The sequence below is a fragment of the Methanocalculus natronophilus genome (genome assembly GCF_038751955.1).
Lineage (GTDB): Archaea > Halobacteriota > Methanomicrobia > Methanomicrobiales > Methanocorpusculaceae > Methanocalculus > Methanocalculus natronophilus.
Genome location: NZ_JBCEXH010000001.1, coordinates 290854 through 307667, shown reverse-complemented (window position 1 = coordinate 307667; position 16814 = coordinate 290854). Strand labels below are relative to the sequence as shown.

General features: G+C 54.0%; 18 protein-coding genes. 7 read left to right on the top strand and 11 right to left on the bottom strand.

The features are described 5' to 3' along the window. The first annotated feature begins 6 nt into the window (after positions 1-6). The 5 genes from guaA to ABCO64_RS01610 are packed head-to-tail and all read left to right on the top strand — an operon-like array spanning position 7 to position 4217. Complete coding sequence (gene guaA, locus ABCO64_RS01630) at positions 7-924, top strand: glutamine-hydrolyzing GMP synthase (RefSeq protein WP_253457833.1); 918 nt, start codon at positions 7-9, stop codon at positions 922-924. Between the two features lie 6 nt (positions 925-930). After that, positions 931-2064, top strand: coding sequence for an aspartate aminotransferase family protein (locus ABCO64_RS01625; protein WP_253457831.1), 1134 nt, complete (start codon positions 931-933; stop codon positions 2062-2064). Further along, positions 2057-3103 (top strand): pyridoxal phosphate-dependent aminotransferase, encoded by a 1047-nt coding sequence (locus ABCO64_RS01620; protein WP_343089188.1) that lies wholly within the window; start codon positions 2057-2059, stop codon positions 3101-3103. The genes ABCO64_RS01625 and ABCO64_RS01620 overlap by 8 nt, the downstream gene beginning before the upstream one ends. Next, positions 3100-3615 carry an adenylate kinase family protein gene (locus ABCO64_RS01615; protein ID WP_253457827.1) on the top strand — a complete coding sequence of 172 codons (516 nt, stop codon included), beginning with the start codon at positions 3100-3102 and terminating at the stop codon, positions 3613-3615. Before ABCO64_RS01620 ends, ABCO64_RS01615 begins: the two co-directional genes overlap by 4 nt. Further along, positions 3612-4217 carry a CDP-alcohol phosphatidyltransferase family protein gene (locus ABCO64_RS01610; protein ID WP_253457824.1) on the top strand — a complete coding sequence of 202 codons (606 nt, stop codon included), beginning with the start codon at positions 3612-3614 and terminating at the stop codon, positions 4215-4217. The genes ABCO64_RS01615 and ABCO64_RS01610 overlap by 4 nt, the downstream gene beginning before the upstream one ends. Positions 4218-4251: 34 nt before the next feature. On the opposite strand, the gene ABCO64_RS01605 is transcribed toward ABCO64_RS01610, so the two are convergent. From ABCO64_RS01605 to ABCO64_RS01560, 10 genes are all read right to left on the bottom strand, one after another. Next, positions 4252-5442, bottom strand: coding sequence for a radical SAM/SPASM domain-containing protein (locus tag ABCO64_RS01605; RefSeq protein WP_253457822.1), 1191 nt, complete (start codon positions 5440-5442; stop codon positions 4252-4254). Next, a complete protein-coding gene (gene ahbB, locus ABCO64_RS01600) occupies positions 5439-5921 on the bottom strand; it encodes a siroheme decarboxylase subunit beta (RefSeq protein ID WP_253457820.1) in 483 nt (160 codons plus the stop codon). The genes ABCO64_RS01605 and ahbB overlap by 4 nt, the downstream gene beginning before the upstream one ends. Continuing rightward, positions 5908-6426, bottom strand: coding sequence for a siroheme decarboxylase subunit alpha (ahbA, locus tag ABCO64_RS01595; RefSeq protein WP_253457818.1), 519 nt, complete (start codon positions 6424-6426; stop codon positions 5908-5910). The genes ahbB and ahbA overlap by 14 nt, the downstream gene beginning before the upstream one ends. Then, complete coding sequence (locus ABCO64_RS01590) at positions 6423-7496, bottom strand: radical SAM/SPASM domain-containing protein (RefSeq protein WP_253457816.1); 1074 nt, start codon at positions 7494-7496, stop codon at positions 6423-6425. Before ABCO64_RS01590 ends, ahbA begins: the two co-directional genes overlap by 4 nt. A 132-nt stretch (positions 7497-7628) precedes the next feature. Then, positions 7629-8222, bottom strand: a complete 594-nt coding sequence (locus ABCO64_RS01585; protein ID WP_253457812.1) for a PH domain-containing protein — start codon at positions 8220-8222, stop codon at positions 7629-7631. A 146-nt stretch (positions 8223-8368) separates the two neighbouring features. Further along, positions 8369-9541, bottom strand: coding sequence for an FprA family A-type flavoprotein (locus ABCO64_RS01580; RefSeq protein WP_253457810.1), 1173 nt, complete (start codon positions 9539-9541; stop codon positions 8369-8371). Positions 9542-9548: 7 nt separating this feature from the next. After that, a complete protein-coding gene (locus tag ABCO64_RS01575) occupies positions 9549-9686 on the bottom strand; it encodes a rubredoxin (RefSeq protein WP_253457808.1) in 138 nt (45 codons plus the stop codon). A 121-nt stretch (positions 9687-9807) separates the two neighbouring features. Beyond that, positions 9808-10914 carry a DUF362 domain-containing protein gene (locus ABCO64_RS01570; protein ID WP_253457805.1) on the bottom strand — a complete coding sequence of 369 codons (1107 nt, stop codon included), beginning with the start codon at positions 10912-10914 and terminating at the stop codon, positions 9808-9810. Positions 10915-10971: 57 nt separating this feature from the next. Continuing rightward, the gene (locus tag ABCO64_RS01565) at positions 10972-11895 is read right to left on the bottom strand and encodes a prenyltransferase (RefSeq protein WP_253457802.1); all 924 of its coding nucleotides are present in this window, start codon (positions 11893-11895) and stop codon (positions 10972-10974) included. Positions 11896-11921: 26 nt separating this feature from the next. Further along, a complete protein-coding gene (locus ABCO64_RS01560) occupies positions 11922-13451 on the bottom strand; it encodes a phytoene desaturase family protein (protein WP_253457799.1) in 1530 nt (509 codons plus the stop codon). A 107-nt stretch (positions 13452-13558) separates the two neighbouring features. On the opposite strand from ABCO64_RS01560, the gene ABCO64_RS01555 reads away from it, so the two are divergent. Next, complete coding sequence (locus tag ABCO64_RS01555) at positions 13559-15046, top strand: phytoene desaturase family protein (protein WP_253457795.1); 1488 nt, start codon at positions 13559-13561, stop codon at positions 15044-15046. Between the two features lie 52 nt (positions 15047-15098). Here ABCO64_RS01555 and hisI read toward each other — a convergent pair whose 3' ends face one another. Beyond that, the gene (hisI, locus tag ABCO64_RS01550; protein ID WP_253458171.1) at positions 15099-15461 is read right to left on the bottom strand and encodes a phosphoribosyl-AMP cyclohydrolase; all 363 of its coding nucleotides are present in this window, start codon (positions 15459-15461) and stop codon (positions 15099-15101) included. Positions 15462-15858: 397 nt separating this feature from the next. Here hisI and hisG point away from each other — a divergent pair, with 397 nt between their 5' ends. Beyond that, positions 15859-16731, top strand: coding sequence for an ATP phosphoribosyltransferase (hisG, locus tag ABCO64_RS01545; protein WP_253457792.1), 873 nt, complete (start codon positions 15859-15861; stop codon positions 16729-16731). The last annotated feature ends 83 nt before the right edge of the window (positions 16732-16814 follow it).

The following is a 16814-nucleotide window of genomic DNA, read 5'->3' as shown; positions in this document are numbered from 1 at the left end:
GATACAATGGTAAATGCACAAAAATTTATTGAGGAGACAGTTGAGGAGATCCGGACAAAGGCAGGGGATGGTCATGTGGTTATGGCCCTCTCCGGTGGCGTGGACAGTTCAGTCTGTGCAGCACTTGCAGCCAGGGCTATCGGGGATCGGCTGATCCCAATCTATGTTGATACCGGCCTGATGAGGAAAGGAGAGAGTGCCCGGATTAAGCAGCTCTTCGGCTCGATCAACCTGAAGACTGTTGACGCATCAGCAGATTTCTTTGCCGCCCTCAAAGGCATCATTGACCCTGAAGAGAAGCGGAAGGCAATCGGGGAGCGGTTTATCAGGATCTTTGAACAGGAAGCAGCAGCAACAAAAGCCGAGTATCTCCTCCAGGGGACGATCTATCCTGACCGGATCGAGAGTGAAGGCGGGATCAAGAGCCACCATAATGTCGGTGGCATGCCTCTTGACATCAACTTCAAAGGCGTCATCGAACCGCTCCGTGACCTGTACAAGGACGAGGTGCGGGTTGTTGCAGGCGCACTCGGCCTGCCACCGGAGATCCAGCACAGGATGCCGTTTCCGGGTCCGGGACTGGCAGTCCGGGTGCTTGGGGAGGTTACACCTGAAAAGGTCGCCATTGTTCGTGAGGCCAACTTCATTGCTGAGGAGGAGCTGATCGAGACCTACTCGCCGTGGCAGTGTTTTGCTGCTCTCATCGGGCTTGGAACCGGTGTGAAAGGGGATGTCCGGCTCCATGGGTGGATCGTCTCGGTGCGTGCTGTTAACTCCCGCGACGGTATGACTGCTGATCCGATCAGGCTGCCGTATGAAACCCTTGACCGGCTTGCCTCCCGTATCACGTCTGAGATCCCGGGTGTTTCACGGGTTGTCTATGATATAACCGGAAAACCACCGGCAACCATCGAATACGAGTGAAGATTCATGAGTGACTACAAAAGCCTCGATGCCGCCTACTATATGCCTGCCTTCTCCCGCACCATGATGATAGCACGTGGGAAAGGCTGCACGGTCTGGGATGTTGAGGGCAATGAGTATCTCGATTTGGTTGCAGGTATTGCGGTCTGCAGTACCGGCCACTGCCATGACCATGTGGTTGATGCAATCTGTGCCCAGGCTCACGACCTGATCCACTGTTCGAACCTCTACTATGTGCCTGGCCAGGCAGAGTTTGCAAAACGGCTTGCAAACGCTACCGGCCTTGCAAAGGTGTTCTGCTCAAATTCCGGAGCAGAAGCAAATGACGCAGCCATTAAACTGGCACGGATTGCCACAAAGCGTGACCGGATCGTCTCGTTTACACACGGCTTCCATGGACGGACTCTTGGCTCGCTTGCAGTAACCCACAAGCCGGCGATCCGTGAGCCGTTTGGCCCGCTTGAACCGAAATGCACCTTTGTTGAGTATGGAGATTTCGATGGATTGAGGGCGGCTGTCACTGAAGAGACTGCTGCAGTCATCCTGGAACCGATCCAGGGCGAGGCCGGCGTCATCATCCCGCCTGAAGGATTTATTGAAAGCGTCCGGGAGATCTCTGACGACAAAGGGGCTTTGCTGATTGCAGACGAGATCCAGACCGGCATGGGCAGGACCGGGACGTGGCTTGCGATGCACCAGACGAAGGTGATGCCGGATATTGTGTCACTTGCAAAAGGGCTTGGATCGGGCTTTCCGGTCGGTGCTATTGCTGCCCGGGAGGATCTCGCCTTCAATAAGGGCGAACACGGAAGCACGTTTGCGGGCGGGCCTCTTGCGATGGCTGCCTCAATGGCGACGATGGATGTTGTCGAGCCGCTCCTTCCCGGTATCCCCGGGAAAGGAGAGCTGTTTGCAGAAGGGCTTGCAGCATGGAATCCGCGTGTCCGCGGCCTGATGATCGGAATCACTGTTGGTTCCGAATGCCCGAAGGTGCAGCAGCTCTGTGCCGAACGCGGTGTGCTTGTGAATTGTGCGGGAGATGGAAACCTCAGGCTGGTACCCCCGCTGATCATCTCTTCTGATGAGATTGCCCGTGGTGTGAGTGTCATCAATGAAGTTCTCAGGGAAGTCCTTGGTTAGATCCGTCTTCTCGGAAGGCGGGTACGTCTATGCCGGGAAGGCAGAGGATATTGCGGCACGGCATGGGTTTGCGAGGATTGCCCGGCTTGCCTCAAATGAAAATCCGTTCCCCCCATCAGATCTCGCAGCGGCAGCTGCAGCAGAGGCACTCAAATCAGCAAACAGGTATCCCGATACAAGAAGCAGCAGCCTGAGAGAGAAACTCCAAAATTTGCATGGTGTATGCCCGGTTGTGGCAGGAGCGGGTATGGATGGCGTTATCGAGACGGTAGTCAGGACACTCATTTCAGAAGGTGATCCGGTTGCTATCTCAACCCCCACGTTCTCGTTCTATGACCTTGCCGTTTCCGCACAGGGGGGAGCAACGGTGCATGTACCGCGGACGGAGTCGTTTGCCCTGGACCCTGATGCGTTTCTTGCAGCTGCAGGGGATGCAAAACTCTCGTTTATCTGTTCGCCAAACAATCCCACGGGAACAGTTACCCCGCCTGATCGGATTGCCCGTATCCTTGAAGAGATCCGGGGTCTCCTCTTCCTGGATAACGCGTATGTCGAGTTCTCAGGAGTCGACTACCTTCCGCTTCTCGACGAGTTTGACAACCTGATCATCGGGCGCACCATGTCGAAGGCCTATGGGCTTGCCGGGCTCAGGATCGGGTATGCGTTCGTCCCGGAATGGTTCCTGCCCTATTACGAGCGGGCTGCAACACCATTTGCATTGAACGTGGTCTCGGAGAGCGCAGCAATCGGTGCTCTCTCGGATCCGGCTTATAGGGAGAGCTATACTGCGCATGTCCTCAGGTGGCGGAGCCGGTTCCTGGAGGAGATCCCCTATCCTGTCTCTGAAAGCGGGGCAAACTTCGTGCTTGTCAATGTCGCTCCTCATACCGGTCGGGAAGCAGCGGATGCACTTGCGACACAGGGGGTGCTTGTCAGGTCATGCGAAAGTTTCACCGGTCTTGGTGAGACCTATATCCGGGTCACGATCGGGGAAGACTGGGAATGTGAGCGGTTCCTCTCCGGGGTACACGCACTATGATGGTTGGGTTAACCGGTGTTCCCGGTACCGGCAAGACAACGGTTGCGGGTATCCTGCGGGATCGTGGCGTCCCTGTACTCTTTATCAATGATACGATTGAGCCCTATATCCTGGGTGATGATCCGGACAGGGAGACGGTGATCATTGACGAGGATCGGTGGGCAGCAGAATTTGAACCCTTTGATGGTGTAGTCGAAGGCCATCTTGCCCATCTCCTCCCCTGTGACCGGGTGGTCATCCTCCGCTGTAATCCAATCGAAATCAGGGAGCGTCTCATGGCCCGGGGGTATACGGTTGAGAAGGCTGAAGAGAATGCCCTTGCAGAAGCACTTGATTCCGTCCTGATCGAGGCACTTGAGTCTTTTCAATCAGAAGTAATTTATGAGTATGAGACGACTGATACCGATAGCAGTAATGTCGCGGCCTTTGTCATGGATGTTCAAAACGGGAATGCTCTTCCTGCACATGGCATCTGTGACTGGTCGGATTATCTCATGAACCAGATGCCATGACACTCGATTCGCTCCGTCCACATATGGCCGGCTTTGTCCGCCCGGTTGCCAGGCTCTCGATACGTCTCGGTCTCACCCCGAATATATCGACGGTTCTGGCACTCATCGCCGCAATGATTGCCGGAACCGCGTTCTGGTACCGCGAGATCGGGATCGGGGTTCTCTTTGTTGCGATCAATGCTTTTTTTGACGCTATAGACGGAGCTATTGCACGGGAAATGGGCTCTGCCGGTGTGAAGGGTGACTTCCTCGATCATGTCCTTGACAGGTATGCGGATATCTTCATCATCATCGGTATCTTTGCCGGAGGGTTTGCTCCCTGGGAGGTTGGCGTCTTTGCGCTGACCGGCGTCCTGATGTCCTCGTACCTGGGCACCCAGGCGCAGGCTGTGGGTGTTGGCCGCTACTATGGCGGGCTGCTTGGCCGGGCTGATCGCCTCTTTCTGATCCTCATCGCAGGCATCGCAGATATCCTCTATCCATCAGGGCTGTTTGACTGGACATTCTTAGGCGGCATGCTTCTTGTCTTTGGTATCCTGGGCCATATCACCGCCATCCAGCGTTTCCATTTTGTCTGGAAGGAACTGAAGAAGCAAAAATAACGTATCACCCCGGTACGGAAAGGGAAAAAATCTCCTACCCGTTCTGCCTTGAGACAAAACAGAATGGATCTTCTGCATTGATATCGCCACGGATCCTGAGTGCCCGAATCCGGCAGCCGCCGCCACAGATGGCAAGGTGGCTGCAGCCGGTGCATGCTCCCTGCAGGGCGTCTCGCTTGCTCCTGAAGAACGTGAGGATGGAATTGCCGTTATCATTCCAGATTGCAGAGAAGGGACGGTCCCTGATATTTCCTGCCAGGAGGTCGTCAGATTGCGCGAACTGGCAGGGGTAGACGCTGCCATCAGAACTGATGCTGGCAACCCGCCTGCCTGCACTGCACCCCCCCTGCACCGAGGAGATGAGTGACTCTGCTTCTTCGAGATCATCTGCCCCGTCAGCTCTCATCGCATGAAGAAGATAGATTGCATCCTGTGGGGCGTCGACGGTGAGAAACTCCATCCTGGCCGGGTCGGTCTCTTTTGCCTTCTGGTAGAGGAGATTGAGAGCAGCGGTTACCTCTTCCCCATCGAGCTGGAGCCGGTCATAGGCATCACCGCCACGCCCGCTTGGGACAAGCCAGTAGAGGCAGAACCGGGATGCGCCGATCTCAAGAGCCAGATCAATGAGAGCCTCGAGCTCCTGGTAGTTCTCACGTGTCAGGGTTACCCGTGCGCCGCACCTGAGGCCAGCATCATTGCAGTGGCTGAATGCCGCAACCGTCTGGTCGAATGCATCCTCAGATCCCCGGAACCGGTTGTGGGTTTCTGCTGTTGCACCATCAAGCGATATGCCGGCATACCCGATCCCGCTCTCCTTGATCTGTGCTGCGATCTCTTCTGTGATCAGTGTCCCGTTTGTCGAGAGGGCAGACATGATCCCCTTCTCCTCTGCATATGCTGCCAGGGTGAAGAGATCAGATCTCATAAGCGGCTCTCCTCCGGTGAAGAGGATAAGCGGCACCTTCATCTCCGCAAGGTCATCGATGAGGGCTTTTGCCTCAGCCGTGGTGAGTTCCCCCTCACACTTCGTCCCGGGCCCGGATCTGCTGTAGCAGTGGGTGCAGTTCAGGTTGCATCTTTCGGTTATGTTCCAGAAGAGTACAGGGCGGTACTCCGGAAGCCAGGCAAGATACCGTCCGGGTGTGGCCGCAGTTCCTCCTGGTTTGTGGTTCATCATTGCGCTGACTGTTCCTTTCCCATGGAGGCATTGGGTGATCCTGTTCATAGCAAAATATCTCCGCACTCTTTAATCCGGACCGCCGGGACACGTTTCAACTCTTCGGTGCTGAAGAGGACGATATAATCGGTGATCCCTTTCCTTGTTGCGAACTCTTCGACGAGGGTATAGACTTCGTGCCGCTCACGGTTATGGTGCACGGTATAGACATTGTAGTCCCACCTGCCGGGGATGGGCTTCCTGAGATAGCAGTGGGAGACGCCAGGCAGGGACGCCAGTTCCAAAAACCCGTTCCAGTCGTTTGGAACCTTCCATGCGACCAGGGCGTTTGCCTCGATTCCGATCTCCCGCTGGTTGATCCGGGCCCGGATCTTCCTGATGATGCATGTGTCTTTGAGGTTTGCGATCCGGGATAGTACCTCCTGCTCCGTGATGCCAATTCTCTCTCCGATCTCTTGAAACGGGCGCTTTGAGAACGGTATGCCTTTCTCAAGCTCTGCGAGGAGCGTCCTGTCAGTCTGATCCATGCTCATCCTCACTGGTGGTTGTGCAGGAGAACCTGACATCGATCTTGTATGCCCGGATGGTTGGGAGCGCAATCATATCCTCCGCCGGGATGCCGGCACGTCTTTTAATCTCCTCGCAGGTGCGATTGATCTCTTCATCGGTCTTTCCGGCGAGGGTGAACCAGATATTGTAATGGTGGTCACGGCGATAGTTGTGCGAGACGCTCCGGTAGCTGTTGATGATTCTTGTGACCCTTAGGATCTCCTCTTCCGGTACATGGACGGCAACCAGTGATCCGGCTTTTAATCCAAATGTCCTGGAATCAAGAATGGGTGAGATGTTCCGGAGGATACCCGCCTCTTTCAGGCGGCTGAGCCTCTCGATGCACTCATCCCCGCTGATGCCAGCCATCTCCCCGACTGCCTGCCAGGGGTTCTCCACCAGGGGGAGGTCTTCCTGGAGTGCATCAAGGAGGAGACGGTCTACATAATCGATCTCCTTCTCAGGTGTCTCTCCATCAGTCATGTGTCTGCCTCCTCTCCTGGCTGGTACCAGCATAAGGGGTCCTCAGCCAGGATATCGCGTGAGACCGGACCCGGCTCCCTGAGGCCGTCACACCACCGTGTCTCTGCATGGCCCTGGTATGCCCGGGCCCGGCACCCTCCGCAGATGGTGCGGTAGCTGCATATTCCACACCGTCCGGTCAGGTTATCCTGGTTTCTGAGTGCATGAAAGAGTTCTGAACTGTTCCAGATCTCTTTGAAGGTCGTATTCCTCAGGTTTCCGGCAGAGACCGGAAGATAGGGGCAGGGGGTGACGTCGCCGTTTGCATAGATCCGGCAGTAGGTGATCCCGGCAAGGCAGCCTCTCCCCCATGCATCATTTCTGATCCCGATCTCATCAGCAATCCTCCGGAACTGGGGAGCACAGGTCGGCCGGATGGTGATGCCATCTCTACTGTGGTGAAGCAGGACGTCCCGGATGATCTTCTCGTACTCTTCAGGTGACCTGAGGCTGATCGAGTGGCCCCTGCCGGTATGCACCGGGAAGAAGAGGTGGTAGTCTGCTACACCCTTCTCTTCACCAAACCCGATGACCGCATCGATAGCAGCTCTCTGTGGCCTGACCACCGTCATATTGATCTGCACCCGTATTCCTGCATCATGGCATGCATCTATCGCTGACACGGCCCGCTCCCAGGCTCCCTTCACACCCCGAAACGAGTCGTGGACATCCGGATCAGTTGAATCCAGGCTGATTGCAGCAGCCAGAACCCCTGCATCGGCGAGACGGACGGCCATCTGCTGGTCGAGTGTATACCCGGATGTGCCAATGGCAATCCTGAGGCCCTGTTCTGTTCCATAGGCTGCCAGTTCGGTGAGGTCTTCCCTGAGAAGGGGCTCGCCGCCGCTCAGAATGAGGAGGGGGCTGCCCACGTCCCGGATCTGGTCGATGACCTCTTTTGCCTCTTCTGTTTGGAGGACTCCATCAGGTTCGCGATTCCCTGCATCCACATAACAGTGGCTGCATCCAAGCGGGCAGCGGAGCGTGATGTTCCATGAGATGAGACGGGGGGTTGTATCCGGTTTATGCATGCTACAATCCTCTGTACGTTCTGTTCCGGCTTTCCTGGCATGCCCTCTCACATACGCTCTTTTTGTTGTATGACTCTAAAATAGGTTTGTATTCCGGACTTCTGCTTCCAGGTGAGAGGGAAAAAAAGTGATTTAGCGGATCTTTTCATCAATTCGTTCAAGGGTTGTCCTGATCTGCCGTATCTCGTCAAGAAGCGGGTCTTTTGAACGGGCTGGCGGGATCTCGCCTCCTGACTCGGTTGCAATTGCGGGGCCGGACCTGACATATCCCATAACAAGCTCCCTGAGTTCTTCTGCACCGGTGATGCCGCTCAGGCTGAGTTCTGCCATTGGCTGGGCCGAGTAGCCGGCAGTCTGGATGTGCAGGCTCGAGATCCCAAAGAGCCGCATTACCGGGCCCTGGTAGATGTCGATGTTGGTGATCCTGGAGTAGGGGACGATAGCGTTCTGGCGGAACCAGACGCCCCGTCTCCAAGTGATCTCAGTTGGGGTCAGTTCGTAGACGATGGATTTGTAGTAGAGCGGCAGCCAGTAGAGGATGAAGAGGAGGGCTGCGATGATCGGGATGGTTATGACAAGTGCGGCGATACCAGGCACCACGGCAAGGATGCCGATACTGAATCCTGCTGCGAGGATGAGGATGATTGCATAGATGAGGAAGTAGTACTTTTTCAGTGCAGGATCGGGGTTGAATGTCTCGCCGATCCGGTAGGGCTGTGTGGTCATGAAAGAATACTGGATGTCTTCGCTTAAAGGGATTGTGTGTGGCCTGTGGCTCTGATGCGTTTTTTGTCAAAAAAAATTGAGGGGTTTTGGCTTATTGAATACGAAAAGGTTGGTTGAGGAAGGTGGCGTCCTCCAACACCCTTTTTTTACTCGGCGTGCTTTGCAGCAACCGTCTTTGCGAGTTTTTTGAGTGCGGTAACATCTTTTTCTGCAGGATGTCCCCTGATATAGACCGGATCGATGGTTTCGCATTTCAAAGGAGCAATGATATCGCTGATCTGTTTTATGGTCTTGCCGCCCCAGCCAAATGATCCGATGACAGTTGCGTACTTCGCCTTCGGCTTGATTGCGGTTGCGAGGTATGCTGCATAGACGGCAAGGGGGTGGGCTCCGAAGAGGACTGTTGGTGTTGCGATGATGATCGTCTTTGCTTCAACAAGGCTCATGGCAAGCAGGCCGGTGTCACTCACCGTGAGGTCGAACCGCTCGACATCAACACCCTCCTCGATGAGGGCGTTTGAGAGAATATCGACCATCTTCTTTGTACTGCCGTGCATCGAGACATAGGCGATCACCGCGGTGTTTGCCGGCTCTCCGGTTGCCCAGGTGCGGTAATACCCGAGGATCAGGTCGGGGTTATTGTAGAGGGGGCCATGGCTTGGTGCGATGACATCCACATCAAGGTTTTCAATCGTGTCAAGGTATGCGGGTATGCTTGCTGCAAAGGGCATCATGATCTCGGCATAGTAGCGTTTTGCCGATTCATAGAGCCGTTTTGGGTCATTAATATAGAGATCTGATGCTGCCAGGTGTGAGCCCAGGAAGTCGGTTGTGAAGATGATCGAATCTTCCGGGATATACGTGAACATGGTATCCGGCCAGTGCACCCAGGGGGCGTGGATGAACCTGAGGGTTTTTCCGCCGAGATCGATCTCCTCGCCGTCTTCCACAACCTGCACCCTGTTCTCCTCTATCCCAAAGAACTCGATCAGGAGTTCCTTTGCTTTTGGTGCTGCAAGCACGACTGCTCCGGGATAGAGTTCAAGCATCAGGGGGATGCACCCGGAATGATCCTGTTCGGTATGGCTGACGATGATGTAGTCGATGGTATGGATATTCTCTGCCATCAGGTTGGTGACAAGCTCCATCTCCATCGTCTCGTCGACGGTATCGATGAGGGCGGTTTTGCTGCTCCCCTGTATCAGGTAGCTGTTGTAACTTGTTCCCTTTGGTGTCGGGACAAGGGCATCGAAGAGCCGGCGGTCCCAGTCTATTGCCCCGACCCAGGTGATTCCTTCTTTGATTGCTCGGACAACCACGCCACACTCACTCCTTCTTCACAAAGAGGTCTTTGCGTGCTGCACAGACCGGGCAGACCCAGTCTTTTGGGAGTGATTCAAATGCTGTTGCCTCTGCCTCATCATTGTGAATATGGCCACAGATTGTACATTTCCATGCTGTCATGATATTCTCTCCTTTGCTATCTCAATCGATAATCTAGTGCATAAGGGTTTTGATCGCGGCGGTTTGTGCATACGCCGTCTTCTTCTCTCATTTATATGGAGAGTTTTATCCCAGGGGACGATTAGCTCACGGTAGCAGATCTTAGTAAATCCCTGATTCTCCCTGCAACAGCTGCTGAAAGGTCATCTGCAATGATCTCTTCAGGTATCTCTCCAAGGCCGATCCGGATCCCATGCAGAATAGCAGGGTGGGCAGAAACCGGGGTCTGGTCAAAGCTGCGGATACAAGGGTTGCCAAAGAGCGCCATCTTCTCTACAAACCGTTGTATCCATGGAACTGTCTGCCGTGCCTCTTTCAGGACCGCAAGAGCTGCTGCCTCAGCAGCAATGATATCAGTACTGGCGATGAGAAGGCCAGGGTCAGGCCGGACAACAGCTGCTTTCCCAAGTCTGATTGGACCAGACTCAATGCTGTAGCGGTCAGGGCCAAAGGTAGCCTGCACAAGGGTTGCAGAGAAGAGCGTGAGCCTGAGTTTCTCCCTGAGAACATCGCTGATCTCGACGATCTTCTCAAAGAATGCCCCGGTTCCGTCATCCACTGATGATAGTGTGCTGCCTTTCGTCGCCTTGAGAATATACTTGTTCATGGGGCCGTTTGCATGGAATTCGACCCTGCTGTCTTCCCTGAGGAGCCCCACCATGTTCTTCAGTCCAAGGGTTGCCCCGGTCATGCTGTGGGTGCTTATCCGGGGGAGGCTGATGATATGATCCGCAGTCTTCACCCAGTGGGTGACAGAGTAGCCATTCTTCCATGAACGGGTCTGTTCTGACTTGTGATGGAAGAACCCATCCTCCCACCCCTCATCCTCAAACCCGATGAACCGCCTGCCATCACGTCTGTTCATGCCGGACGCGATGAAGTTTTCAGTTGTACTGCCACGGAGCACCCCGCCTGGATGGTGGAGTACGTGCTCTATGCCGGACTGATCCCCGATCACCACCTCCGCTCCCCGTTCAGTGAGGAGATCAGCAACAGCCCTGACCGCGAGCGGGTCAGTGGTGGATGGATACGGGAATGATGAGTTCAGGGCAGGTTTCAGGAGCACCGTGTCGCCTTTGGAGAGCCATGAGAGATCATCGGTTGCCTTCAGCGTTATGCTCCTGGCTGCCGATACCACCTCCTCCTCTCCAGAGCCGCGTTGTATGCCCGAAACAAACACCGGTTGCATGGGGAACTCTTTGCAGGATTGTGGCTATAAAGGTAGTGGTATGCCGGGGCTCCTGCACTAAGGCCAGACTACCAGGTACCCTGTGAGTATACATAAAAACAGGATAAGGGACCGCATATTCCACTCCGTTATCTTCTCAATTTGGAAGCCATCCCGTTTGGCAAGGTGGACTGCAGCAATTCCAAAGAGAAGCGGAACTCCTGATGCAAAAGCGGCAACTGTGAAAAATTGTCCGGAATCCGGACCAGATACCGCAAGTATACAGAATGCAAACGTCGTGGCAGCAGCACCAAGTGCGGCAATCCGGAGAGCCTGCTTCCGGCCTGCCCTCACAACGAGGGTCTTTTTTCCGGTTGCCGCATCGTTTCTGAAGTCAGGCAGCTCAACGCTCACGATAAAGAAGAGGCCGAGGAAGAAGAGCGGGATCATGAGCCAGAGCATCTCAGGAGCTAGTTGGAGGGCAGTAAAGAGATAGCCGCCGCCGGGCAGGAAGATGCCGAATGCGGCCATTGTTGCAACTTCACCAAGTCCCCGGGCAGTCAGCCGCACCGGGGGGGCGGAATATATCCAGCCAAGTGTGATCCCGGCAGCGACAAAGGCTATCAGGAATGCCGGAAACCCGGCGATCAGGACGAGCAGAAGCGTGAATCCGATTGAAAAGAGCGAGAGGATGGCAGCAGTCCAGAAGACCGGCCCGGCAAGATGGGGGTTGACGGGGAGGACACCGCTTCCCCCGGAGAAGCGTGTTTGTATGGCAGGATCATCGGTGAGGCGGTCATAGTAATCATTGCTGTAGGAGACGGAGAGATGGGCAGTGCCGCAGATGAGATATCCAAGGAGAAATGTCTGCATCTCCAGTACAGCGCCCATCCGGACGGCAAAGAGTGCCCCGATCACGTACAAAAGAAACCCTGCGACGAGGAAATGCAGCCGTCCCGCCTGCACAAGGAGTAATCCGTCCCTGATTCTGTCTGAACCCATACAAGCACTTACCCCCGCACCCGGTCTCACTCTGCACCATCCTTTGTGTACAGGGTGGATGGTTTCGTATAGCTCACACCATGCCTGCCTGAGATCAGGTTCGCGGTTATTCTTCCCGATTCATATATCGTCGGCAGACCGCTGCCGGGGTGCGTTCCGCCTCCGACAAGATAGCAGTTATCAACCTCCTCGAACTTGTTCCTCGGTCTGAACCAGAGCATCTGTCCCAGGTTGTGCGCCAGGTTGAAGGTCGCTCCCAGGTAGACGTTATACTGCTGCTCCCAGGTATGCGGGGTGATGATCGTCTCCACCTCGATTTTCTCGCGGAGATCCTTCATTGATGTCCGGGTGATGACGAGATCCAGTACCTTCTCCTTAAAACGCTCCTTTTCCGTCTCCCAGTCAATACCTGAGAGGTTGTTTGGCACCGGGACAAGGATATAGAGGGTGGATTTTCCAGGCGGTGCCAGGGTCGGGTCGATGACTGAGGGGTTCTGGAGATAGAAGGATGGCTCTTCAGTGAGGCGGTAGGTGCTGAATATATCGCTGATATTGCCCCGGTAGTCATGCGAGAAGTAGATGTTATGATGCGGCAGATCATAGACCCCGTCTATTCCGAGGTAGAGCATGAAGGTGGAACAGGAGTATTTCTTCTGTGCAATCTTGTCGGGTGTGTACTTTCTGAGTGTGCCCTTATTGAAGAGGTGTGTCATCGCATACCCGAAGTCTGCATTGATGATGATCTCATCTGCATAGTCAATGTCACCTGTGGCAAGCCGGACCCCGGTTGCCCGGCCATTCTCTGTCAATATCTCCTCAACCGGGGATCCTGTCCGGATCTCTGCACCAAGTTCGCCTGCGACTGTTGCCATGGCGCCAGATATCGCATTTAACCCCCCGATGACATGGTAGATGCCGTATTGCCGTTCCACATAGGGTATCATGGTAAAGGCAGAGGGGCATTCCCAGGGCGACATCCCGAGATACTTGGACTGGAAGGTGAAGGACATCTTCAGGCGGTCATCATTGAAGTAGCGGCCGAGGTTCTGGTAGAGTGACTGCCCGATACCAAGAATCGGTATTGCCCTGATGAAATCGGGGTGGAAGAATCTCCGGAACTGCGTATAATCCTTCTGCAGGCAGGGGAAGAGGAGCTCGAACCTGCGCTTCTCTTTTCTGTAGAATGCCGGAATGCCATCTTCATTCCCCGGAAATGTGGCTTTGACCTCTTCAATGGTCTTCTCGACATCAGTTGTCGGATAGAGGCTGAGATCCCCATAATCCAGGTGATACATCGGCTCTATCTTCCGTATGTCGAGATAGTCTTCAATATTCCGTCCTGCTTCAGAAAAGACCTCCCTGAGGATGAAGGACATCATCAAAAAGGTCGGGCCGGTATCAAAGGTATAGGGGCCGTTTTTCAGGGGAGCGTTTCTCCCGCCCACCCGGTCCTCTTTTTCATAGACAGTCACCTGGAAGCCACGGTGGGCAAGGATCATCGCACCTGTCAGACCACCTGGACCGGCACCCACAATAATGACTTTCTTCTGCTCCATATGGCAATCTTATGCAGATAACTTATTTAAATGGATTTATCATACTAATCGCCTGATACACGTATTCGTGAAATACGTGGACGGTACCCAAAGAGATAGGTGACACTATGCCAGCAGATACAGGAACGGTTGTTGTTATCGGAGCAGGCCTTGGAGGTATATCCGCTGCGATATCCCTGCAGGAAGCGGGATATCGTGTCCGGGTATATGAGAAGAATGCCCATGTCGGAGGGAAACTCAATGTGCGACAGAAAGATGGCTTCTCCTTTGACCTTGGGCCTTCGATCCTGACGATGCCCCATATATTTGAGAAGCTTTTTACGGGTGCAGGGAAGGCCCTTGGAGATTATATTCCCATTCGAAGGCTGGACCTTGAGTGGCGCTGTTTTTTTGAGGATGGGCGGCACCTTGACCTCTATGCGGACCCGGAACAGACTGTGGGTGCCAATCCATGGCTTGGAGAAAAAGATAGGGAGGATCTGATCCGGTTCATCAATTATTCAAAAGATCTCTATGAGGCCGTCAATGAAGGGTATTTTGAGGAGGGTCTTGATACCCTGCCAGAGGTTGTGAAGTTCTATGGGATTATCCGGTCACTCTCAGATCTCGATTACTTCCATACCATGCACCAGGGGGTTGCAAAGCGTGTCAGTGACCCATACCTTCAGAACGTCCTTGACCATTTCATCAAGTACGTCGGGTCGTCTCCCTATGACGCTCCTGCTGTCCTGAACGTGATGCAGTATATCCAGTTCCACTTCGGGCTGTGGTACGTGGATGGCGGGATGTATAATCTTGCAGCGGGTCTCACAAAACTGATGGAGGAGCTTGGCATAGAGGTTCACCTGAATTGCGAGGTTGTGAGCCTTGAGAGAGAGGGGGAGCGGGTGACTGCTGCTGTGCTTGCTGATGGAACCGTTGTGAAGGGAGATCTCTTTGTCTCGGATATGGAGGTTATCCCTGCATATGAGCGGTTGCTTGGTGAGAAAGGCCCCATGCTTGATGATTACCGGAAGCGGTTTGAGCCTGCCTGCTCAGGGTATGTCCTGCATCTCGGCGTGAACTGCCGATACGATCAGCTGGCGCATCACAACTTCTTCTTCTCAACTGACCCGGAGAAGAGCCATTGTGAGGTCTTCCACCAGAAGGAGCTTCCAAAAGATCCGACGATCTACCTGGTTGCTCCGGCCAGAACAGATCCGACGCAGGCGCCTGCAGGGTGTGAGAATCTCAAGATACTCCCGCATGTTCCCTATATACAGGATACACCGTTTTCACCTGAGGAGTATGCGGCGTTTAAGGAGCTTGTCCTGGATAAGCTTGAACGGATGGGGCTTGTGGATCTCCGGAGCCATATCATCACTGAGGATGAATGGACCCCGCATGATATCGAGGATCTCTACTACTCAAACCGGGGAGCAATCTATGGTATTGTCTCTGACCGCAGGAAGAACAAGGGATTCAAGGCGCCGAAGAAGAGTGAGAAATACCAGAATCTCTACTTCGTCGGGGGGAGCGTGAATCCTGGCGGAGGGATGCCGATGGCTGTTCTCTCAGGCCAGCAGGTGAAGGAGCTGATCCTCAAAAGAGAGTAGGTGTTGTTTTTGGAACGAGACTCCGGGGATTGTCCCGGGAGATAAGCCCCGATCATTTCTTTGAATAGACCTGCTCGGGGTCAAAGAGGCGTTCACTGATGATCTCACCATCAAGTCTGCGGTAAAAACATGACCTGTGTCCGGTGTGGCAGGCAGCCGTGGTCTGGCTGACCATGTATACGAGGGTGTCTTCATCACAATCCACCAGGATATCATGAACCTGCTGAAGATTTCCTGACTCTTCCCCTTTCTTCCATATCTTCTTCCTGCTTCTGCTATAGTAATGTGCATAGCCGGTTGAATGCGTCAGGTCAACTGCCTCCCGGTCAGCATACGCGAGCATCAGTATCTCTTTTGTCAAAACATCCTGTGCAATTACGGGAACTAATCCCTGGCTGTCAAACTGTATCTCAATCATCTGGTTACCTGTCCCACATGTTCATTGTCTGGTTTCTTCTGTTTATCCACTCGTGGTCTTCACGAATACCTGCCAGCCGGGTGAGGCAGGATCCGGGACTTTCAGGAAAGTGGCTTTCTGTCTGCAATCTTTTGCCAAAAAAAGAGCTTTAAGTGGCTCTTTTCCTTTTCGGCATTCTGATTGTGAGCGGCTCTTGCACCGGGTCCACTCTTTTTACGTTGTCTCCCCAGTGAAATGAAGATTCGTATCTGTTACTCGTTTGCCGGGGGGGTACTCATATGTATGTGCCAGAACTGTTTTGGGCAATTTCTGGCAAAAGACTGACGGTTCCATTGAAAAAGGGATGAACGACAGAAACCATATGGGTTTTACCTGCCCCCCTCCAATTACTACTATGATCAACATAGCCCTCCCGAAAGGAAGCCTTGAGGAGCAGACGCTCCAACTCTTTAAAGAGGCAGATCTTGAGGTCAGGAGAACCGATCGCGATTATAACCCGCAGATCAGGGATGAGCGGATTGACAAGGTCAAGATACTACGGCCCCAGGAGATACCAACATACATTGAGATGGGGTATTTTGATATCGGAATATCAGGCCTTGACTGGGTACAGGAGTCCGGGTCTGATGTGGTCGAGATAGCCGAGCTTAATTACAGCAAGACCGGGAAAGGAAACGTGACGATCGTCATCGCGGTCCACCAGGATGAGCCCGCCTCCACAGTTGCCGATATCCGGCCTGACAGCCGTGTGACAACCGAATACCCCGTGATAACCCGGAAGTTTTTTGATGGGCTCGGGATACCGATCCGGCTCTTCCCATCCTATGGTGCAAGTGAGGCAAAAGTGCCTGATCTTATGGATGTGGTCGTTGACCTGACCGAGACCGGGAACACGCTCAGGAAGAACGGGCTCAAGATCATAGGCCAGATCCTTGAGTCATACACGGTCATCATCGCAAATAAGCAGAGTTTTGAGGATCCGGTCAAACGAAAGGAGATTGAAGAGATAGTGACGCTTCTCCTGGGTGTAATCGATGCGAGGAACAAGGTTCTCCTGACGATGAATGTCCCGGCAGCTGCACTTGAGTCTGTCGTCTCTGCCCTGCCTGCACTGAAAAAGCCGACTGTTTCAAGGCTGCACGGGGTTGACTACTTCAGCCTGGAGACTGTTGTCTTTAAAAACCAGGTCAATATCCTGATACCGCAGCTCAAGGCATCGGGGGCTGAGGATATCCTTGAGATCCCAATCACAAAGATTGTGAGATGAATGATTGGCCTCCTCGCTATTGTATGTAAGTAGTTTGAAGCAGGTGCGGCGCGGGTATCGGGGCGGCGGGGTCAGGTGACGGG